At 40.6% G+C, this 20,887-nt stretch carries 19 protein-coding genes; 4 read left to right on the top strand and 15 right to left on the bottom strand.

The genetic code is table 11. The annotated features are described in order from the left end of the window. Window positions 1-14 precede the first annotated feature (14 nt). The 6 genes from L5B71_RS10180 to yiaK form a co-directional block, all read right to left on the bottom strand. Complete coding sequence (locus L5B71_RS10180) at window positions 15-1,466, bottom strand: FGGY-family carbohydrate kinase (protein ID WP_265758266.1); 1,452 nt, start codon at window positions 1,464-1,466, stop codon at window positions 15-17. Window positions 1,467-1,527: 61 nt separating this feature from the next. Continuing rightward, a complete protein-coding gene (locus L5B71_RS10185; protein ID WP_265758267.1) occupies window positions 1,528-2,517 on the bottom strand; it encodes a TRAP transporter substrate-binding protein in 990 nt (329 codons plus the stop codon). 21 nt (window positions 2,518-2,538) lie between these two features. Continuing rightward, entirely contained in the window at window positions 2,539-3,819 is a 1,281-nt protein-coding gene (locus L5B71_RS10190; protein WP_265758269.1) for a TRAP transporter large permease subunit, read from the bottom strand. Further along, window positions 3,816-4,298: a TRAP transporter small permease gene (locus L5B71_RS10195; protein ID WP_265758270.1), complete on the bottom strand. Its 483-nt coding sequence runs from the start codon at window positions 4,296-4,298 to the stop codon at window positions 3,816-3,818. The genes L5B71_RS10190 and L5B71_RS10195 overlap by 4 nt, the downstream gene beginning before the upstream one ends. 8 nt (window positions 4,299-4,306) lie before the next feature. Continuing rightward, a complete protein-coding gene (locus L5B71_RS10200; protein ID WP_265758271.1) occupies window positions 4,307-4,771 on the bottom strand; it encodes a YhcH/YjgK/YiaL family protein in 465 nt (154 codons plus the stop codon). Between the two features lie 28 nt (window positions 4,772-4,799). Then, entirely contained in the window at window positions 4,800-5,798 is a 999-nt protein-coding gene (yiaK, locus tag L5B71_RS10205) for a 3-dehydro-L-gulonate 2-dehydrogenase (protein WP_265758273.1), read from the bottom strand. Window positions 5,799-6,031: 233 nt separating this feature from the next. On the opposite strand from yiaK, the gene L5B71_RS10210 reads away from it, so the two are divergent. Next, window positions 6,032-6,817, top strand: a complete 786-nt coding sequence (locus tag L5B71_RS10210) for an IclR family transcriptional regulator (RefSeq protein WP_265758274.1) — start codon at window positions 6,032-6,034, stop codon at window positions 6,815-6,817. Window positions 6,818-7,589: 772 nt separating this feature from the next. Here the strand turns inward: L5B71_RS10210 and L5B71_RS10215 are convergent. From L5B71_RS10215 to L5B71_RS10250, 8 genes are all read right to left on the bottom strand, one after another. Continuing rightward, entirely contained in the window at window positions 7,590-7,874 is a 285-nt protein-coding gene (locus tag L5B71_RS10215; protein WP_265758275.1) for a YfcZ/YiiS family protein, read from the bottom strand. Window positions 7,875-7,979: 105 nt separating this feature from the next. After that, a complete protein-coding gene (gene gnd, locus L5B71_RS10220; RefSeq protein WP_265758276.1) occupies window positions 7,980-9,434 on the bottom strand; it encodes a decarboxylating NADP(+)-dependent phosphogluconate dehydrogenase in 1,455 nt (484 codons plus the stop codon). A 191-nt stretch (window positions 9,435-9,625) separates the two neighbouring features. Beyond that, window positions 9,626-9,805 (bottom strand): nucleotidyltransferase domain-containing protein, encoded by a 180-nt coding sequence (locus tag L5B71_RS10605; RefSeq protein ID WP_326938252.1) that lies wholly within the window; start codon window positions 9,803-9,805, stop codon window positions 9,626-9,628. Next, window positions 9,795-10,229: a nucleotidyltransferase substrate binding protein gene (locus tag L5B71_RS10230; protein WP_265758277.1), complete on the bottom strand. Its 435-nt coding sequence runs from the start codon at window positions 10,227-10,229 to the stop codon at window positions 9,795-9,797. The genes L5B71_RS10605 and L5B71_RS10230 overlap by 11 nt, the downstream gene beginning before the upstream one ends. 50 nt (window positions 10,230-10,279) lie before the next feature. Beyond that, window positions 10,280-10,978, bottom strand: coding sequence for a 6-phosphogluconolactonase (gene pgl, locus L5B71_RS10235; protein ID WP_265758278.1), 699 nt, complete (start codon window positions 10,976-10,978; stop codon window positions 10,280-10,282). 47 nt (window positions 10,979-11,025) lie between these two features. Continuing rightward, entirely contained in the window at window positions 11,026-12,519 is a 1,494-nt protein-coding gene (gene zwf / locus L5B71_RS10240) for a glucose-6-phosphate dehydrogenase (protein ID WP_265758280.1), read from the bottom strand. Window positions 12,520-12,589: 70 nt separating this feature from the next. Continuing rightward, window positions 12,590-13,396, bottom strand: a complete 807-nt coding sequence (cysQ, locus tag L5B71_RS10245) for a 3'(2'),5'-bisphosphate nucleotidase CysQ (RefSeq protein WP_265758281.1) — start codon at window positions 13,394-13,396, stop codon at window positions 12,590-12,592. A gap of 143 nt (window positions 13,397-13,539) precedes the next feature. Beyond that, on the bottom strand, window positions 13,540-15,564 hold the full coding sequence (locus tag L5B71_RS10250; RefSeq protein WP_265758282.1) for an OPT family oligopeptide transporter: 2,025 nt from the start codon (window positions 15,562-15,564) through the stop codon (window positions 13,540-13,542). A gap of 141 nt (window positions 15,565-15,705) precedes the next feature. Between L5B71_RS10250 and hslR the strand changes: the two genes are divergently transcribed. The 3 genes from hslR to pckA all read left to right on the top strand — a co-directional run bounded on the left by hslR (window position 15,706) and on the right by pckA (window position 19,009). Then, window positions 15,706-16,128: a ribosome-associated heat shock protein Hsp15 gene (gene hslR, locus L5B71_RS10255; protein ID WP_265758283.1), complete on the top strand. Its 423-nt coding sequence runs from the start codon at window positions 15,706-15,708 to the stop codon at window positions 16,126-16,128. Between the two features lie 194 nt (window positions 16,129-16,322). Then, window positions 16,323-17,192, top strand: a complete 870-nt coding sequence (gene hslO, locus L5B71_RS10260; RefSeq protein ID WP_265758284.1) for an Hsp33 family molecular chaperone HslO — start codon at window positions 16,323-16,325, stop codon at window positions 17,190-17,192. Window positions 17,193-17,392: 200 nt separating this feature from the next. After that, window positions 17,393-19,009 carry a phosphoenolpyruvate carboxykinase (ATP) gene (pckA, locus tag L5B71_RS10265; protein WP_265758286.1) on the top strand — a complete coding sequence of 539 codons (1,617 nt, stop codon included), beginning with the start codon at window positions 17,393-17,395 and terminating at the stop codon, window positions 19,007-19,009. A gap of 75 nt (window positions 19,010-19,084) precedes the next feature. On the opposite strand, the gene L5B71_RS10270 is transcribed toward pckA, so the two are convergent. Further along, a complete protein-coding gene (locus tag L5B71_RS10270; RefSeq protein WP_265758287.1) occupies window positions 19,085-20,884 on the bottom strand; it encodes a DEAD/DEAH box helicase in 1,800 nt (599 codons plus the stop codon). Window positions 20,885-20,887 lie beyond the last annotated feature (3 nt).

Genomic DNA, 20,887 nt, shown 5'->3' on the forward strand with positions numbered 1-20,887 from the left:
GACCGCACTTTGGTTTATAATAAAGATTGTAATGCGGAGACAAACTGCTGATAACGCTGATACTTTTTCTGATATATAACAAAGTTTTGTGTATTTGGTATAACGAATTGTTGTTTCGCAGTGAATGGCATTGCACGCCCTTGAGTACCCTCCATTGCCATCATTGCTGCACCAAGGCACCCTGTTTCTTCAATTGCTGGAACTTCAATTTTCATCCCCGTAAGATCAGCAAGCATTTGCATCCATACTCGCGACTTGGCTGGCCCACCGGTAATGCGTAACACTTGCGTATTTGGAAAACGTTGCAACATTCGATCAAGGTGGTACTTCATACTGAATAGCACCCCTTCATAGATGGCTTGAAACAGATGCATTTTGTTATGATGAGATTGGATTCCATAGAATCCTGATTTCATTCCTAGCCCTGCATTTGAGCCATATAAAAATGGCACAAAAAGCACCGCACTTTCGGTTATAGGTAATTCATCAATACCATCATTGATCGCCTGATAGCTGAGATTTCCCCACTCTTTTACAAACCATTCAAGATTACCCGCCGATGTTGGGCTAGCTTCGTGGATAATAAATTTTCCTTCTTGCGCATAGCGTCCATAGACAAATGGAAGGCTTTGATTGTGATCAATATGATCCGTTACCCCACTCACTACAGACCAAGTTCCCAGCACCACATTTAATTTCGTTTCATCATCTAAACCTGCACAAAGTGCCGTAGAAACCACATCAAACAGCCCGCCCACTACGGGGGTGCCTTGTGCTAATCCGGTTAGTTGTGCAGCTTGTTCATTAACATAACCAGCAATTTGATTTGCTTTGACGATCGGCGGAAATTTTTCCGTCATCCCCGGCAAGCCAAGTAATTCGGCTAATTCAGGATCGTATTGCTGGGTATTGATATTGTATAAATTGGATTCTGAAATATTGGTTTCTTCGCAAAATAGCTCTCCAGTTAGGCAGAAACGCAAATAGTCGTGTGACATCAACACGGCACCGATATTGGCATAACGTTCAGGCTCATTTTCCTTAAGCCAACGTAAAATCGAAACGGGGTGTCCAGTCCATAAAGTTTGGTGTGTTATTGGATAAAGCTGTTCTGGGATACCCGCCTGTTGCCACTGTTTGACAATCTCTAACGAACGTTGATCTGAGGAAAGAATTCCACGACCAAGGGGTTGATTTTGCTTATCTAACAAGAATGCCCCTTTGCCTTGCGCAGAAATTCCGACACCTTTAATTTCTGTGGCAGATACCCCACTTTGTTCAATGGTTTTCTTGATTACCTTGGCACAAATTTGCCATAACTGCGGCATATCACGCTCAGCATACCCTGCTTGTTCACTGATGAGTGGTACGTTTTCTCGCACACAAGCCGACATCGTGCCGAATTCATCAAATAATGCGGCTTTAATAAAAGTGCCACCACAATCGATGCCTAAATAGTAAGTCATTTATGCTCTCCCAAAGATAAAAAGCGGTCAAAAAATCTTGAAAAATTCGACCGCACTTTGATTATTGTGCTAACGCATCAATTTCTTTCACGAGTTTATCACCGTGTTTATCGATAAATGATTTACGCACATCCGCTTCAATAATGGCTTTGAACGGTGCGGTATCGACCTTTTCAATCACTTCAACACCTGCTTTCCGTAAATTAGCTACGATTTCTTGCTCATTTTTGACATTAAGGTCGCGTTGATATTGCCCTGCTTCTTTTGCGGCATCTAAGATAGCTTGTTGCAACTCAGCGCTAAGCCCATCAAATTTTGCTTTATTCATTACAACGATTAATGGGGTGTAGCCGTGATTGGTTTGGCTCAAATATTTTTGTACTTCATAAAGTTTAGCAGACCAGAAAATGCCAATTGGGTGTTCTTGCGCATCTACCGCGCGAGTTTCAAGAGCGGTATAAAGCTCTGAAAGTGGCATTGGTACTGGGTTTGCTCCTAGCAGTGTAAAGGCCTGAATATACATCGGATTTTGGTTAGTACGCACTTTTAATCCTTTAATGTCTTCAGGTTTCGTTACAGGATGTTTTGAGTTTGAGAAAGCACGAAAACCCACGTCCCAGAACGCCAAACCTTTTAGCCCCTGTGCTTCAAGGTTTTTTAATAACCCCTGTCCAATTTCACCATCAAGCACTTTGTAAACGTGTTCGCGATCTTTAAAGATGAATGGAATATCAATCACGTTTAATTTTGGTTCTAGCCCAGTAAAGTTTGGTGAGCCAGACATTTCAATATCAATGGTGCCACCACGCACTGCACTAATCATTGTTTGTGCATTACCTAAGGTGCTGTCAGGAAATAGGCTTAATTTCAATTCGCCTTTTGTTTTCTCTTTTAATAGCTCATTAAATTTTTTCGCAGCAATATGTTGAGTATCACTACGCGGTGCTTCATAACCAAAACGCAATGTGGTTGCAGCATTAACTGCAGTTGAAGTCAACATCACTGCGCTAGTCACTAATGCGGCTAAGGTTTTTAAATTAAATAGTTTCATAATAATCTCCTTGGATTTTGATTAAGGTTGCATCCACGAAAGTGGTGTCAAAATAAGTGATGGAACAAAAATAAAGGCAAATAATAAGACAATCATCATAAGCATATAAGGCAAGATACCTTTGGCAGCCTCGTCAAAAGGAAGTTTTGACACACCAGTAATTACATTCAATACATTGCCCACAGGCGGTGTAATTAAGCCAATAGAGGTATTTAAGATAAACAATACGCCAAAATACACGGGATCAATGCCTGCTTCTTCAATAAGAGGCATTAGCACTGGGGTTAAGATCAGGACAGTTGGCGTAAGATCCATTACCATTCCCACAACAAAAACCACAAGCATAATGACAATAAGTAGTAACGTTGGGGATTCAATTAACGGCTCTAGTAATTCCGTAATCATTTGTGGTAATTCTGCGATGGTGATTAGCCAACCTGTAACATTTGCCGCTGCAACTAATAGCATTACTACTGCTGTGGTTTTACCTGCTGAAAGTAGCACTTTGTACAATGTACTAATTTTCAATTCTCGATAAATAAAGATTGCTACAAATAAAGCATAAAATGCCGCAACAGCTCCCGCTTCCGTTGGGGTAAAAATACCAAGACGGAAACCACCAATGATAATAACGGGTAATAGCAACGCCCATATACTATTTTTAAAGGAAATACAGAGTTCTTGCTTGGTCGCTTTAGAGAATGTCATCAGGTTTAAGCGTTTAGCTTGCCACCACCAAAGTGCCGCTAAACAACTCCCCATTAACACGCCTGGGAAAATACCTGCTAAAAAGAGCTTGGTGATGGAAACACCGCTCGCTACACCAAACACAATGAACGGAATTGATGGCGGGATAATTGGCGCAATGATACCAGCGGTGCCAATTAAACCAGCGGAACGCCCTAAGGGATAGCCGGTTGTCTTCATCATTGGCAAGAGCATTGCTGCAACGGCAGCGGTATCAGCCACGGCAGAACCTGATAAGCTCGCCATAATCATCGCCGCTAAAATCGCCACAAAACCTAGACCGCCGCGTTTATGCCCAACCAATTTCATTGGCAAATCAATAATTCGTTTTGATAATCCCCCTTCATTCATAATTTCACCAGCAAGAATAAAGAATGGGATCGCCATTAGTGAAAAGCTATCTGCACCACTCACAATTTGTTGTGCCAAAATTTGCGCATCAAATAGATCTAAATGAATCATCAACGCAATGCCACAAATTAATAAGGAGAAAGCAACAGGAATGCCTAAAATGATGGCACCAAGTAACACAGAAAGGAAGATAATAACGGTCATTGAATTTCTCCTTTCACTAACAAACTCGCATTCGCACAAATACGCGTGATAAGTAACAACCCAATAAACACTCCCGCTACAACGCTGGCGAGATAGGTGATCCCTTGTGGCAATCCTGAAATCGGTGCGAAATTACTTAGATTAAGCTGAAATTGTGTCCAACCACCTACAATTATCAAATAGCAACAGAACAACATCGCACCGTCAGTAACTAGACTTAAACAGTGGCGTTTATATGCTGAAAGTTTGCTGGTTAGAATAGTAACGCTGACGTGTTGATTGTCATTAAACGCAAGGATTGCGCCTAGAAATGTGAGCCACACGAATAAATAACGGGAAACTTCTTCTGTAATATTAATGCTACTGTTGAAACCATAGCGTAATACCACATTGAGGAAAACCAAGCCCGACATAGTAGCAAGGATAGCCACAACCGTAATGCTGAGTATTTTAGCTATAACATTAACGAGAGATTTCATTTTTCACCTCAAATCTCGCTCAACGCGATTTTCACAACCACTTTGCGAATATGACACGATTGTTCATCAATACAAGCAGGACGGTGAACATCCTCAGGGAAGAAAATCGCAAAATTGCCTTTTCTCATCACCAATTCACTCTCATTTTCTACTGATTGATAAAAAAGAATATCGCGTTCTGGATTATATTCCTGAGCAATAGGATTGCCGCCCAGATCTGGAGCTACACCAATCCGCTCTTGCCCGCAGTGTAAATATTGCACATCAAGATAATGGCGATGTACTTCGGGCAAGATTTCTGCTTTGGGTTTAGTTTCCAAATCCAAAATCTGTGCAAAAATCAACCGCTCTTTAATTGGATATTGCCCTGCCGGCAGTTGATCAAAATCAGTATTTTTCAAATACGCCAATGCAATCTGAATGGTCTCTGGAAAAGCCTTTGCATTGAAATGATTAATATGCCCAAAGTACATTGCTCACTCCTTTTATTCACTCATCACACTATAATGCTTTCAACTTCGCCCATACGGTATCATCAACAGGAATACCCTTTGCTTTATTTTCCGCTAAAATAGTTGTGAATTCGTGTCCGGGTAGGCGAACTGCAACATCAGGATCAGCACGTTCCGCAGTTCTCACATATTCCATAATGCGGTTAACTTTTTCATCCTTCGTTTTCCCATCAATTAAGCGATCAACCTCAATGGCAATAAAGACTTGAGAGACGCAATATTCGTCATCTTTATCTTCCGTAACGGCAACGGTGGATAAGCCATTAGAAAGTAAAGTGGCAATCATATCTAACACGATTGAAAGTCCAGATCCTTTCCAAAAGCCCATTGGCAATAAACGACGATTTTTCTCAACCGTAGCAGGATCACGGGTCAAATTGCCATTATCATCAAATCCTGCATCAACAAAGGTTTGGCGACCTGCTAGGCGATGAACTTCTAACATTCCATAGGAATACATAGAACAAGACATATCGACCATCGTAATTGGGTTCGTTGGCACGGCAATAATCAGTGGGTTTGTACCAATACGGCATTCTTTTGCCCCCCAAGGTGGCATAACCGCTAACGCATTTGTCCAACAAATACCGATATAGCCTTTCTCTGCGGCTTGCCAGCCATAACTTCCGCCACGCATCCAGTGGTTTGCATTACGCAATGCAACGACCCCAATACCATATTGATCAGCAATTTCCATTGCTCGATCCATCATTTTTTTCGCCGTTAAATTACCGATGGCTTGATGAGCGTCCCATTGCTCAATCGCGCCTAACGACAACACTTTTGTAGGCACAGCTTCTGGCACAATATCACCATTTTCTAACTGCTGGATAAAACGTGGGAAGCGGTTCACACCGTGAGAATACGCGCCAGCCTGTGTGGTATCAGCAAACACTGTGGCACATTCTTCTGCAATTTCTTCACGTACATTGCGTGCAAGTAAAACACGTTTAAATTCAGCTTTTAAAACTTCATAGGAAATTAACATAAGGACCTCTTATTTCATATTGTGAAATTATGTTCCATAAATTACATTATTAAACTAAATAATGTCAATCTACGACAAAAAATAAAAACCATTTAAAATCAATTGGTTAAAATATTTTTTATTGATTTGTGATCAAACTCTCATTTATTTGAAATTTTATTCCACAATATGAAATGAAATAGACATAGGGAATTTGTTATACTAAATACTAAAAAATAGCTTGGAGAATGACTATGTCAGAAGATAAAACTGGCGGCAATCAAAGCCTAATCCGTGGACTTCGTTTAATTGATATTTTGAGTGACTTTCCAAATGGATGCCCACTTGCAAAATTGGCTGAAATTTCACAACTTAATAAAAGTACCGTACATCGTTTATTACAAGGGTTGCAAAGTGAAGGCTATGTTCAGCCATCGGGTATTGCCGGAAATTATCGCTTAACAATAAAATGCTTAGGAATAGGGCAAAAAATACTCGCTTCATTAAATATTATTCACGTTGCAGCACCTTATTTAGAAGAACTTAATCTTAGCCTCGGTGAAACCATCAATTTCTCTAAAAGAGAAGATGATCACGCCATTATGATTTATAAACTTGAGCCCACTACTGGCATGCTACGAACACAAGCCTATATCGGGCAACGCTTACAACTTTACTGTTCAGCAATGGGCAAACTTTACCTTGCGTACGAAAAAAATGAAGATTATCTCGCTAATTATTGGCAAGAACAAAAACACAATATCAAACAGCTTACCAGTAACACCGTCACGAATATTCATTTAATGGAAAAAGAGTTAAACGATATTCGACAAGAGCAATTCGCAATGGATAGAGAAGAGAACGAAATCGGTGTGGTTTGTTTAGCTTGTCCAATTTTTAACTTTCAAGGTTCGGTTGATTATGCTGTGTCTGTATCACTGTCTTCTTATAAATTAAGGACACTAGGCAAAGAAGTTATTCTCAAACAAATTAGAAATACAGCATTAGCAATTTCTAAAGAACTAGGATACAACGCATAAATTACAGAATATGATTGAAGAATAAGTCTCGAACCTACTTTACCAACACTTTTTTATGTTATGCCAAATAAAAAAGCTATTGTGGACTCAGTACGATAAACTTGAAATAAATTATGCGCTATAATTCAATATGACTTATTATATTCGTTGAGCTGAATTGCTCTTTGACTAGCGTTTAGTTGCCTAGATTCCCTCTAAAAGAGATATAACATGTTTACAAACCTGAGATGTAAACTAGGTAGCTAGCAATCCTACGCTCAAAGCAGAGATCGCATCCATTCTCAGTGCTAGTAGATTCGTTCCATTATCACTTTAGAACAAGGCTATCAAAAGTGGGGAATATTCTCAAACAAGCACAACGCTTTTACTAGCCGAAACCTAATAGTAATATTTACACCGATTTTATCGAAGCTATGGTATACTTAATGCAAGTGAATTTAATCGTTTTCACCCCAATCAAGACCTCACTGAGCAGACAAAAAAAACATATTAACGAAAAACAAGCTAAATGTAATTTACTCAAGTTTAATGGTATTTCAAAAGCCCCCCTTGAGTGGCACTTTAAGGAATGCCAAATAACTTTTCATTGCGGTAACTGAAAAGCTCAAATTTCCATTTTGAAATAATTAGTTAAGGCTAGGTTAAGTGAGTTATGTGAGACAGTCGACAAAATTATTAATTTGGTATGTATTAAATAGATACAGTTTAGTTGAATAAAAGGAGCGAAATATTTCGCTCCTTTTATTGTTTCTTAGCTATATAGCTGGCTTAATTAACGTAATCCTAATTCAAAAATTAAGGATTCTGCTTGGCAGCTGAAGGTGAAATCAGCGCTGAGTAAAAATCCACCTTCAACAGGACTGATTGCTGTTTGAATTTGGCAAGGTTCGCTTTCTGCGGCTCGCGCTTTTTGGGTGAATTCTTGCAAGGCAAGCTCAGCTTCTACTTCTGTGGCATAAACACGCTCAACGTGGCTGGTGCAATTGCTGTTGTCGATGATAGTGCCAACGTCAAAGGTATTGCAGCCTACGCATTCTACCGGATTTTCTTTTTTCATTTTTATGACTCCTATTTGTTATTAATTGGAAAAGTGCAAGATTTTACACCGCACTTTATTTTATGCAAAAAGAGCGATAGGAGTGCCTATCGCTCATAAGGTTAGTTATACATCATAAGTAGTTGATGCAGTGTTACCGCCGCGTCCTGTCCAGTTAGTGTGGAAGAAATCACCACGTGCTTTGTCTTTGCGTTCATAAGTGTGCGCACCGAAATAATCACGCTGTGCCTGCAACAAGTTAGCTGGTAAGTTAGCTGAAGTGTAGCCATCTAAGAAGGTGATCGCTGACGCCATACAAGGCATTGGAATACCTACCTCAATAGATTTTGCGACCACTTTACGCCAGTCACCTAAGGCGTTTTCCAAGATATTTTTGAAGTATGGATCTGAACCTAAGAAAATCAGATCTGGGTTTGCTTCATAAGCATCTCGGATATTACCTAAGAAACGGCTACGAATGATACAGCCTTCACGCCACAATAAGGCGGTTGCACCGTAGTTAATATTCCAGCCAAAGTTTTCTGATGCTTCACGGATCAACATAAAGCCTTGTGCGTATGAGATAATTTTTGAGGCAAGTAGCGCCTTGCGTAACGCTTCAATCCAAACTTGTTTATCCCCTTCCACTGGTAAAATTGTTTTGTTGAATAATTGAGCGGCACTAACACGCTGATCTTTAAATGAAGACACGCAACGAGCAAACACAGATTCAGTGATTAAGGTTAATGGAATACCGAAATCAAGGGCGTTAATCCCCGTCCATTTCCCTGTTCCTTTCTGCCCTGCTGTGTCTAAGATTTTTTCTACTAATGGTTCGCCATCGGCATCTTTATAACCAAGAATATCGGTGGTAATGTCGATTAAATAGCTATCCAGCTCAGTTTTTTTCCATTCTGCAAAGATTTTTTGCATTTCCTCATAGCTTAAACCTAAGCCATCTTTTAAGAATTGATAGGCTTCACAGATTAATTGCATATCACCATATTCGATACCATTATGTACCATTTTCACGAAATGGCCCGCACCTTCTTGTCCCACCCAATCACAGCAAGGTTCACCTTTATCAGTTTTGGCAGAAATGGCTTGCAGAATTGGTTTTACATAAGGCCACGCTTCCGCATTACCACCTGGCATAATCGAAGGTCCGTGACGTGCGCCTTCTTCACCGCCAGATACGCCGGCACCCACAAATCGAATGCCTTTTTCTGCTAATTCTTTCACGCGGCGGTTAGTGTCTGGATAGTTTGAGTTTCCGCCATCAATAATGATATCGCCTGCTTCTAGATGCGGTAACAATGCGTTGATAAACTGATCAACCACTTCACCAGCACGCACCATTAGCATCACCTTGCGAGGTTTTTCTAATTTGTTTGCCAGATCTTCTAAGGAATAAGCACCGATAATATTTGTGCCTTTCGCCGCTCCCTCTAAAAACTCATCCACTTTAGAGGTAGTACGGTTATATGCCACCACTTTAAAGCCGTGGTCGTTCATATTTAAAATTAAGTTTTGTCCCATTACCGCTAAACCGATAACGCCGATATCGCCTTTTTGACTCATAACTTTACTTTCTCCTGTTTCGTTATAATCTTGTTGTTTTATCTTTTTTCAACATTCATCTTAGTGAAATCTATCGCTGAATAACCACAGATTTCTGCAAAATAATCTGCTGAAATTTTGTTGATGTGGTTGCCCAATCCACGATATCCACTTGCCAAGGTAAATCACTTTCTGAAAACGCATTTTCGACTTCACAGAGCGTTTTTTAAAGAAAGAGGCTGCGTTGTCATCACCTCCCAATCAAGATCTGAAAAGGGGCGAACCGTTCCTTTTACCTTTGAGCCAAATGCACGCACTTCATAACCACTCAAATAAGTGCTGAATATTTTTTCCACCATTTCAAGATGTTGGGGTTGAATATCAATCATCATTATTACGCTGTTGTAATTGGCTGAGCAAATTTTTGGCAGAAGCTAAAAAACCGCTCATTTGTTCATAAACTTGCTGAGCCTTATTTTGATCGTAAGTGTGCAAGGTGATATTTCGCATTTTACGATAGAGTAGCCAATCTTCCACTTGCTCAATTAAGCCTGCTTTGGCACTCAAACGCAAAATATCGCGAAAATCTGCACTGTCAATTTCATTGGGCGTTTCGGCAATCAGCTTTAACTGGCGTTTCATCATCTTGATACTAAGTTCATAAACAAATTCAAATTTTTGAATACAACCTGCAATAAGGGGGTCTTGCACAATGTTTTCTTGTGCAGCGAACCATTGTTTATCCGCCAGTTTAGCTAAGGTCATTTCAAGTGAGTTAAACGCTTTTTCTAATGCTGAGAGATCCAGTTGCTCCATTTATTTTCCCAATAAAAATTTCCTAAAAAATCACCGCACTTTACATAACATTACAACAACTTTGCCGCATCTTTATCCAAATACCATTCCGTTACGCCATTTTTTGCCTTAATTTTCGCCGCGGGGTAAGGCAGGTTTTCCGCAGGTGTGCTTTGGATTTCTTTTAAAATTTCCGCTTTTGCTGCGCCTGTTACCAAATAGGTAATGCGTTTGGCTTGTTCAAGCAGTTTGGCCGTTTTAGAAATTCGCACTTGCCCTGTTTCTGGGTGTTTGGCAATAACCGCTAAATTCTCGTCATCAAAATTGGTTTGATATGGGAATAATGAGGCGGTATGCCCGTCTGCGCCCATTCCTAAAATAATCCAATCAAACTGGCCGTTCGGCACAACTTCAGCCAGTTCATTTTGGAAGCGCGCGAGTTCCTGCTCCACTGGCGCTTCACCACGAATGCGGTGAATATTTTCTGCTGGAATATCAATATGATCGAACAATAATTTTTGTACTTCGCCATAATTGCTTTCAGGATCAGAAGGGGCAACCATACGATCATCGCCCCACCAAAAATGCAAGTTTTTCCATTGGATAGCTTGGTTGTACGGTGCTGCTGCCAAGGTTTTAAACAAAAGTTTTGGCGTACTGCCGCCTGAAAGCGAAATATGCACAGGGTGACCTTCAAGGCTGTATTGCTTAAGTTCTTCAGCGATTTTTTCCACCGCACTTTGTGCATTTTCAAAAATAACGTTGTTCATTGTGTTCTCCAAAGATCCCCTAGCTCTATAAGAGCGGGGGGATTGAGTTAGACTTTTTTCTTCATTAAACCACTTGGTTTACGCCAAACTCGACCAGTACGAGCAATCAGTTTATCAGCTTCCGTTGGCCCCCAAGTGCCAGCTTCGTAATCGTAAATACGACCACGCGCCGCTTTGTACTCCAAAATCGGCTGCACAAATTTCCAGCAGGCGTGTACGGCATCAGTACGCGCAAATAGAGTGGCATCACCTTTCATTGCATCGAGCAATAAACGGTCGTAAGCACTTAATAAACTTGGCTGAGCCAAATCCGCATAGCGGAAATCCATAGATACTTCTTTGGCTTCAAATCCTGCGCCCGGTTTTTTCAAGCCAAAACGCATTGAAATGCCTTCATCAGGTTGAATGCGAATAATCAATTTGTTTTCTGGTGCGTTTTGGCTGAATACGGGGTGTGGTGTGGTTTTAAAATGAATAACGACTTCCGTTACGCGCGCAGGTAAGCGTTTTCCTGTACGCACATAAAATGGCACGCCCGCCCAACGCCAGTTGTCAATTTCACAGCGCAATGCCATATAGGTTTCTGTGTTGGAATCTGGAGGCACGCCTTTTTCTTCTAAGTACCCTTTTACCTCTTTACCATTAATTGTACCTCGAGTGTATTGTCCTAATACCAAGTTGTTTTTTAAATCTTCTTCGTTAAGTGGATGTAGGCAATACAATACTTTCGCAACTTCATCACGCATTGAATCAGCGTTAATAATGGCAGGTGGCTCCATAGCAATCATGGCAAGCATTTGCAATAAATGGTTTTGAAACATATCACGCATCGCCCCCGAACCATCATAATAACCTCCACGTTCTTCAACACCAAGTTGTTCTGCCCCTGTAATTTCCACATAATCAATAAAATTACGGTTCCATAATGGTTCAAATAACCCGTTTGAAAAACGCAATACCAGCAGATTTTGCACGGTTTCTTTACCGAGATAATGGTCGATACGGTAGATTTGATGTTCTTCAAAGAAACGGTGAATTTGAATATCTAAGGTTTTGGCAGTTTTTATGTCATAGCCAAAGGGTTTTTCTACGATCAAACGTTTCCAGCCAAATTCTTCAGTATTTAATCCGTGCGCTGCGAGGCATTCGGGAATTACGCCATAAAGGCTTGGCGGCGTAGACATATAATAAAGTGTATTACCAGCAGTTTGATATTTATCGTGTAGTTCATCTAAACGGGGGACAAGTTTTGCGTAATCTTTCGCATCAGAAGTGTTGAGGGTTTGGTAGTAAAGATGAGCACAAAAATCATCAAGCATTTGTCCTTCAGCTTTTTCATTTTTAATTAGTGTTTGACGCATTTTTTGACGAAAATCTTCATCATTCATCTCAGTCCTTGCTACACCAAGCACAGAGAAATGGTCTGTTAAGCGGCCAATCTTGTATAAATTATAAAGTGCAGGAATCAATTTACGGTGGGTCAAATCACCTGATGCTCCAAAAATCACGATACAATTATTTTCTGCGTTGAGGTTAGTCATATTGTTCCTATCCATTTTTAAAAGAGTGGTAATAATATGCCCAAATTTGGCAAATTACCAATAGTTCTCATTAATTAAATTGAAAGATGTTGTGCCAGTTTAACTGTGCGTCTGCCACCATTACAAAATCAGGGTTGACGAAGGTCTCACGCTGATTATAAGTAAGTGGCTGGAAATACGGATCAAAAATCTTGCCGCCCATTTCCGCTAAAATAATTTCTGCTGCTGCGGTATCCCATTCACCAGTTTCCCCTAAGCGAACATAACAATCCGCGGCCCCTTCTGCAACCAAGGCACTTTTAATCCCACTTGAACCAATAATCTGAAATTGATAAGTAAAATTGGGGTTTAAAATCGACCGCACTCTGTTTTTTGCGGAGTGTGAGCCAACGGTAATGCGAATAGGGCGATTAAGATTAACAGGTTGTTTTTCTAGTGCAGTGGTTTTTTGCGGCGTTTTTTTGTATGCCCCAGCACCTTGCAGCGCATAATAAGTATTTTGTGATTGCGGAGAGTGAATCACCCCAAGCACAGGGCGATTTTGATGCACCAAGGCAATCAAAACAGAAAAATTCCCCGTGCGATTAATAAATTGTTGCGTGCCATCTAAGGGATCAATCAGCCAATATGTCTGCCACTTCTGCCGCTCACCAAAGGGAATTTTGCAATTTTCTTCCGACAAAACAGGAATATCAGGGGTTAAGGCGGTGAGTTTTTCAATTAAAAATTGACTGACGAAAAGATCCGCTTCAGTAACTGGCGTGTTGTCTGCTTTGAGTCGAGGGTGCAAATTTTTACAATAAAAATAATTAAGATGCTCACCTGCTTGTTCGGCAAGAGCTAATACCAATTGTAATAAAGAAGAATTGAATAACAAAGTGACCGCCCAAGAGATGAAACAATGATACAAAGTATAGCAAAGGGGATAGTAAAGGCAAGGGTGAAAAATCGAAAAGAAAAAGGGGCGATTGCCCCTTTATTATTTATAAAATAATGATATACCAAAGTGCGGTATAATTTTTACCCTTTTTTCACACGCAATACGCGGAAAACGTAAATCACTACACCAGTAATAAATACTGTTAAGCCTAGCCATTCCGCGGTGCTACCCCAATTTTCTAATGGCAGTGCAAGCGGTGCATCTGAACCGCCAGAGGTTACGGAAGCGGCGATGATAAAGGCTAGAATTACGCCAATCAGACTTTCTCCAACGATCAAACCTGCTGCGAATAAGGTGCCGTAGCGTTCCGCTTTTTTCTTCACTTCATCGATATTTTTGCCGTTGCGTTGTGCATAAGCCGTTAAGTGTCGATTGATCAACCAAGCAATAATGGCACCGATGACAATAGGCATATTCACTACTGGCGGTAAATAAATCCCCATACCCACCGCAAGGGCTGGTAAGGCAAAACGATTTTTGCTCGATTTTCTTAAGAGCATATCAATAATGATTAAGCCTAGTCCTAACCCGATGCCCATAAAGATATAACGCCATTCTAAATGGCTAGAGAAAATCCCTGTGGCAATAGTTGTCATCAAAGTAGCTTGTGGCGCTGAAAGAGCTTGGCTTGGATCCATATCGGCACGTGGCAATGCTCCTGTGAAACCGTACGCGTGATAAAGAATTTCTAGTACTGGAGCGATAACTAACGCACCTACAACACAACCTACAATCAATGCTATTTGTTGACGCCAAGGCGTAGCTTGCACAAGTAACCCTGTTTTTAAATCTTGCAAATTATCATTGGAAATAGCAGCAGTGGTAACCACAATCGAACCTGAGAAAATGGTGAGTGCGGTTAAAAATTTCATTCCTTCTGCGCTGTCAATTAAACCAGTTGTTTTGCCTAACAACATTAACGTTAAGGAAATCAGCACCACAGAAATAATCCCAATGCCTGAGATTGGGCTAGATGATGAACCAACAAGCCCTGCCATATAACCACAGGCTGCTGCAACGAAAAAGCCGATAAAGACGGCTAAGAAGGTGCACACAATCACAAATAATAAGGCATATTCTGTGGCAATTGGGGCTTGTGCGATGAAGTGGTGGAGTGCCACCATAATTAATCCAATTGCTGCAATTGTAATATAAATCATTGATTTAGGAGATAAATCAAGCTGCGTGCGATCATTGGTTTGCACAGAAGGATCTTTTAACGCACGGAAAGATTGGGTCATTCCTTGGATCATTGGTTTCATTAATACCAGTAATGTCCAAATTGCGGCAATGCCGATCGTTCCCACACCAATAAAGCGCACTTTGCTTTTCCAAATGCTCATCGCATAGCTTATCATATCGCTATCTACCGGCATGGATGAGGTACTGGTGAAATAAGGCACGGCAACACCCCAAGTAAGGAAAATCCCTACTAAAATAGCGATGCCTCCCATGATCCCCACTAAATAGCCCGCCCCTAATAAGGCGAGAGAGAACCCCATAGGCACTTGGAAGACGGCATTTCCCCCTTTAAACCACAGACTTGCACCATCAGCTATAATACGCAACCCATTTGTCGCAAAGCTCACTATTGCAGCAAGAATGCCTCCAGTGGCAATTTCTTTGATGCCTGTATCATTTTTACCCTCTTGGTGATTTCCTGCTTTAAGAATTTCAGCTGCGGCGACACCCTCGGGGTAAGGTAAATCGCTTTTAGCGACCATGACTTGCCGCAATGGTATGGTGAAGATCACGCCTAAAATTCCTCCAGCCATACAAATTAAAAGCGTTTGCCAAAATGGAAAATCTTGCCAATATCCCATCATTAGTAGCCCTGGAATAACAAAAATAACAGCAGATAGTGTGCCAGCTGCAGAAGCTTGGGTTTGAACCATGTTATTTTCTAGAATATTTGAGCCTGAAAACATTTTCAGTACTGCCATTGAAATCACGGCTGCGGGAATAGAAGAGGCAAAAGTCAAGCCGACTTTTAGCCCAAGATAAACATTAGATGCGGTAAAGATCACCGTAATTAATGCCCCTAAGAACATTCCTCGAAAGGTTAATTCTTTTAAACTGGGAGATGAATAAACAGATGTTTGCATATTTTTCCTCAATTAAAGTATAAAGATAAGTCATTCTATACGAATTTTTTCAATTTGGAGCAAAATTTTGTCTAAATCTTGGGTTATGGCATAAAATAAGGTAAAAAATGACCGCACTTTAAAATAAGAGGAAAATGTAAAATGGCAAAAAATTCTGTAAAACAGCAGGATAATAAAGAAAAAGATAATGAAGCTCGCCTAGATAAATGGCTATGGGCTGCACGTTTTTATAAAACACGAACGATTGCCAAAGAGATGATTGACGGTGGTAAGGTACATTATAACAATCAGCGTACCAAGCCGAATAAAATGGTGGAAGTGGGAGCTCTGATTAAATTACGTCAAGGTAATGAGGAAAAAGAAGTGCAAGTGCTTGCTCTTTCCACTCAACGCCGTGGCGCACCAGAGGCGCAGCTGTTATATCAAGAAACGGCACAAAGTGTGGAAAAACGGGAAAAATGGGCGATTGCGCGTAAAAATAATGCCCTTTCTATGCCAAATCCTGAACGCCGTCCAAATAAAAAAGAGCGGCGAGATTTGCTTAAGTTTAAATATCAGGACTAGGGGCTGTTGATAACTCAAATGTAAAATGAATGATCAATAGACCCAAACCTTGTGATCGCTAAAATCATCCCAATATTAAGCCTATTGCCAAGCTGAGTGTAGGCATCGTGAGGAAACATATTCCTCAGGCGAAATTTATTCTTTTCTTAATTCACTCAGCAAATGGCGTAACCGAAAGATTTACTGAGGACAAAATGACATATCAAGCAGACAACGACAAGCTCTATCGTTATTTATTTAAAAATCGTGCCGTACGTGGCGAATGGGTACGGTTAAACCAAAGTTTTAAAGATACCTTAAATACCCATCATTATCCAAAAGTGGTGCAAAATTTGCTGGGTGAAATGATGGTCGCAACCAGTTTATTAACTGCTACGTTAAAATTTAACGGCAGCATTACTGTACAAATTCAAGGAGATGGCCCACTTTCATTAGCCTTAGTGAATGGTTCTGATGATCAAAAAATGCGCGCGCTAGCCCGTTTGCAAGGGGAAGTGCGTGATGATATGACCCTAAACGAAATGATTGGCAAAGGGGTGTTAGTGATCACCATCACACCAAATGAAGGCGAGCGTTATCAAGGTGTAATTGGCTTAGACAAGCCGACTATTACTGAATGTTTAGAGGATTATTTCGTGCGTTCTGAGCAGTTACAAACCCAGTTAATTATTCGTACAGGTGAATTTAATGGTGAGCCTGTGGCGGCAGGTATGTTGCTGCAAGTGATGCCAGATGGCGTGGGCGAAGAAGGGGATTTTGAACATCTCGCTACGCTTACGGCAACGGTAAAAGATGAAGAAATCTTTGGCCTAAGTGCAGAAGAAATGCTTTACCGTTTATATCACGAAGAAACTGTGGAAATTTATCCCGCACAAAATGTGGACTTTTTCTGTGGTTGCACTCAAGAGCGCTCAGGGGGGGCATTGCTCTTATTACCAGAAAATGAGATTGACGAAATTCTCGCTGAACACAATGGTAGCATAGATATACAATGCGAATGTTGTGGCACACATTACTTCTTTAATAAAGAAGCCATTGAAAAATTGCGAGATTCCGCACGATAAGTTAACTAGCACGAACATTGATTCGTGCTTTTTTATTCACGATACTTTTAATTTTCTTTGATTCATATCATAAAACTTAACTATTTTGAGTAATGGAACGGTTTTTTTCTGATTTTGAGATCTACCTAACATTTTTTTTTTGGTTCGTCACATAAAATATCGACATATTTTTTAATATTAACTTTATTGAGGTATATCTTATGGCTGATGCAAAAAACTTAGTAACGGAATTGGGTAAGTTAGGTATTTATGATGTAAAAGAGGTAGTCTATAACCCAAGTTATGAACAACTTTTCACAGAGGAAACCAAGGAAGGTTTAGAAGGTTTTGAGAAAGGAACGGTTACTCAATCCGGTGCTGTTGCGGTGGATACAGGGATTTTTACTGGTCGTTCACCAAAAGATAAATACATCGTTTTAGATGAAAAAACTAAAGACACAGTATGGTGGACAAGTGATGCGGCAAAAAATGATAACAAGCCGATGAACCAAGCCACTTGGCAAAGTTTAAAAGAATTAGTGACCAAACAGCTTTCTGGCAAACGCTTGTTTGTGGTGGACGCATTCTGTGGTGCAAACCCTGATACTCGCTTAGCTGTGCGTATTATTACAGAAGTAGCGTGGCAAGCTCACTTTGTAACTAATATGTTTATCCGTCCGTCAGCAGCAGAATTAGAAAATTTCAAACCTGATTTTGTGGTAATGAATGGTTCAAAAGTCACGAATCCAAATTGGAAAGAGCAAGGCTTAAATTCTGAAAACTTTGTAGCATTTAACATTACAGAAGGGCTTCAATTAATTGGCGGTACCTGGTATGGCGGTGAAATGAAGAAAGGAATGTTTTCAATGATGAACTATTTCCTACCGCTCAAAGGAATTGCCTCAATGCATTGTTCTGCTAACGTAGGTAAAGACGGTGATGTAGCGATTTTCTTTGGGTTATCAGGCACCGGAAAAACAACGCTCTCGACAGATCCAAAACGTCAATTAATTGGTGATGATGAACACGGTTGGGACGATGACGGCGTATTCAACTACGAAGGGGGGTGCTATGCGAAAACCATCAAACTTTCTGAAGAAAGCGAGCCAGATATTTATCGTGCGATTAAACGTGATGCTTTGTTAGAAAACGTGGTGGTGCGCGCAGATGGTTCAGTGGATTATGATGACGGTTCAAAAACAGAAAATACTCGTGTTTCTTACCCAATCTATCACATTGAAAACATTGTAAAACCCGTTTCTAAAGCAGGCCACGCGAAAAAAGTGATCTTCTTAACTGCAGATGCATTCGGGGTGTTACCACCAGTGTCAAAATTGACTCCAGAACAAACGAAATACTATTTCTTATCCGGTTTCACCGCAAAATTAGCGGGGACAGAACGTGGTATCACTGAACCAACCCCAACTTTCTCAGCTTGTTTTGGTGCGGCATTCTTATCACTTCATCCAACCCAATATGCAGAAGTGTTAGTGAAACGTATGGAAGCCGCTGGTGCAGAAGCCTACCTTGTGAACACAGGTTGGAATGGCACAGGCAAACGTATCTCCATTAAAGATACTCGTGGAATTATTGATGCAATCTTAGATGGCTCAATTGATAAAGCCGAAATGTCTGAGTTACCAATCTTCAACTTAGCGATTCCAAAAGCGTTGCCGGGGGTTGATCCTGCTATTTTAGATCCACGTGATACTTATGCCGATAAAGCACAATGGCAATCTAAGGCAGAAGATCTCGCAAGCCGTTTTGTGAAAAACTTTGAAAAATATGCAACTAATGCAGATGGTCAGGCGCTAATCTCAGCGGGTCCAAAAGCGTAATATAGATAAAAAATAAAAAACTACCGCTCTTTTTAGTGCGGTAGTTTTTTTATAAAGATTCACTAGAAAATAACCTTATTTTCTTCTTGTACGTGATTTAAAACTATCTTCGTTAAAAGAGCGGTGATTTTTTTCTTTAAATCTACGTTCATTTTTTCCTCGTGTAGGGCGATCATCTGAACGACGTTTCTCTTTTCCAGCAAAGCCTTTACCTTTATTTTCAGCACCTGTAGCAGCGCCGAGCAAAGACATTTGCATTTGTTTATTCATTACACGCGTTTTAGTAAAATGGTTTAACAATTCTTTTGGCATTCCTTGTGGTAACTCTATCGTTGAATAGCTATCATAAAGTTTGATATGGCCAATGTAACGACTATTGAGATCACCTTCATTAGCAATTGCCCCAACAATATGACGCACTTCTACCCCATCTAAGCGGCCAACTTCAATACGGTATAAATCCATTGCTTTTGGAGCTCCATAACCTCGGCGTTCAGCCGAACGAGGATTTTCTCTACGACTATTACGCTCACGGCTTGCACGTTTATCTACTAATGGATCTGGTGGTAGGATTAATTTTTGTTTACCTTGCAATAGCATTAACATAGCCGCAGCAATATCCTCTTGATCTTGATCCGCGGTGAATAGATCCTCCAATAAGCTACGATATTGCTCTAGATCCCGATGTTCAAGTTGTTTGGTAATTTTTGCTACAAATTTTTTACGTCGACAAAGCTCTAATGTCTCAGGGTTCGGAATTTGTACTTCTTCAATTGGTTTTTTGGTCAGCCGTTCAATATTTCTTAGTAAACGATTTTCTCTTGGTTCAACAAAGAGTAAAGCACGTCCAGCACGTCCTGCACGCCCAGTTCGACCGATACGGTGAACATAGCTTTCTGCATCAAGTGGAATATCGTAATTCACAACAAGACTGATACGTTCTACATCAAGTCCACGGGCTGCAACATCGGTGGCCACTAAAATATCTAGGCTGCCATTACGCAGGCGATCCAAGGTTTGTTCTCGCAGTTGTTGCGTCATATCACCATTGAGTGCGGCCGCACGGAAACCGTGTTTTTCTAGCAACTCGGTAATATCAAGGGTGGCAGTTTTGGTGCGTGCAAAAATGATTGCTGCATCAAAATCTTCCACTTCAAGGAAGCGTAATAAGGCTTCGTTTTTACGAAATCCGTGTACATACCAACAGCTTTGAGTAATATCTGGCGCTGTGCGTTGTGTAGATTGGATTTTCACCTCTTTAGGATCGTGCATAAAACGCTTTGTAATACGGCGAATCGGTTCTGGCATTGTGGCAGAGAAAAGCGCGGTTTGGTGCTGTTCTGGTAGCGCCGCCATTACAGTTTCAACATCTTCAATAAAGCCCATACGCAGCATTTCATCTGCTTCATCTAACACGATGGCTTTTAATTCAGAAAGATCAAGGGTGTTACGTCTAAGATGATCTAAAATACGCCCCGGTGTTCCTACTACTACTTGTGCCCCTTGCTTTAAGGCTCGCAATTGAATGTCATAACGTTGTCCACCATAAAGGGTCACAATATTAATGCCTTTGGCATATTTCATAAATTGTTCGCAAGCATCAGCCACTTGAATAGCAAGTTCCCGAGTTGGCGCCATTACTAACATCTGTGGGATTTTTCTACTTGGTTCAATTTGTGCTAAAAAAGGGAGAGAAAACGCAGCAGTTTTTCCACTTCCTGTTTGCGCCATTCCAAGCACATCATCACCCGCGAGAAGGTGGGGAATACAAGCCTGTTGGATTGGTGAAGGGGATTCAAATCCCATATCTGTTACAGCATTAAGGATAAATTCAGGCAAGCCTAAATCATTAAAGGTGATTTTTGTTTCAGTCATTAA

The sequence above is a fragment of the Avibacterium sp. 21-586 genome (assembly GCF_026226775.1).
In the GTDB taxonomy this organism is placed as follows: domain Bacteria; phylum Pseudomonadota; class Gammaproteobacteria; order Enterobacterales; family Pasteurellaceae; genus Avibacterium.

Bases quoted from the DNA above. Each gene is read 5' to 3' on its own strand.
- L5B71_RS10250 (WP_265758282.1), bottom strand. From the start codon at position 15,564: ATGCAAACATCTGTTTATTCATCTCCCAGTTTAAAAGAATTAACCTTT.
- L5B71_RS10185 (WP_265758267.1), bottom strand. From the start codon at position 2,517: ATGAAACTATTTAATTTAAAAACCTTAGCCGCATTAGTGACTAGCGCA.
- yiaK (WP_265758273.1), bottom strand. From the start codon at position 5,798: ATGTTAATTTCCTATGAAGTTTTAAAAGCTGAATTTAAACGTGTTTTA.
- pckA (WP_265758286.1), top strand. From the start codon at position 17,393: ATGGCTGATGCAAAAAACTTAGTAACGGAATTGGGTAAGTTAGGTATT.
- L5B71_RS10605 (WP_326938252.1), bottom strand. From the start codon at position 9,805: ATGATGATTGATATTCAACCCCAACATCTTGAAATGGTGGAAAAAATA.
- zwf (WP_265758280.1), bottom strand. From the start codon at position 12,519: ATGACTAACCTCAACGCAGAAAATAATTGTATCGTGATTTTTGGAGCA.
- hslR (WP_265758283.1), top strand. From the start codon at position 15,706: ATGGCAAAAAATTCTGTAAAACAGCAGGATAATAAAGAAAAAGATAAT.
- L5B71_RS10230 (WP_265758277.1), bottom strand. From the start codon at position 10,229: ATGGAGCAACTGGATCTCTCAGCATTAGAAAAAGCGTTTAACTCACTT.
- L5B71_RS10180 (WP_265758266.1), bottom strand. From the start codon at position 1,466: ATGACTTACTATTTAGGCATCGATTGTGGTGGCACTTTTATTAAAGCC.
- L5B71_RS10270 (WP_265758287.1), bottom strand. From the start codon at position 20,884: ATGACTGAAACAAAAATCACCTTTAATGATTTAGGCTTGCCTGAATTT.
- L5B71_RS10210 (WP_265758274.1), top strand. From the start codon at position 6,032: ATGTCAGAAGATAAAACTGGCGGCAATCAAAGCCTAATCCGTGGACTT.
- L5B71_RS10190 (WP_265758269.1), bottom strand. From the start codon at position 3,819: ATGACCGTTATTATCTTCCTTTCTGTGTTACTTGGTGCCATCATTTTA.
- gnd (WP_265758276.1), bottom strand. From the start codon at position 9,434: ATGAGTCAAAAAGGCGATATCGGCGTTATCGGTTTAGCGGTAATGGGA.
- pgl (WP_265758278.1), bottom strand. From the start codon at position 10,978: ATGAACAACGTTATTTTTGAAAATGCACAAAGTGCGGTGGAAAAAATC.
- hslO (WP_265758284.1), top strand. From the start codon at position 16,323: ATGACATATCAAGCAGACAACGACAAGCTCTATCGTTATTTATTTAAA.
- L5B71_RS10195 (WP_265758270.1), bottom strand. From the start codon at position 4,298: ATGAAATCTCTCGTTAATGTTATAGCTAAAATACTCAGCATTACGGTT.
- L5B71_RS10215 (WP_265758275.1), bottom strand. From the start codon at position 7,874: ATGAAAAAAGAAAATCCGGTAGAATGCGTAGGCTGCAATACCTTTGAC.
- L5B71_RS10200 (WP_265758271.1), bottom strand. From the start codon at position 4,771: ATGTACTTTGGGCATATTAATCATTTCAATGCAAAGGCTTTTCCAGAG.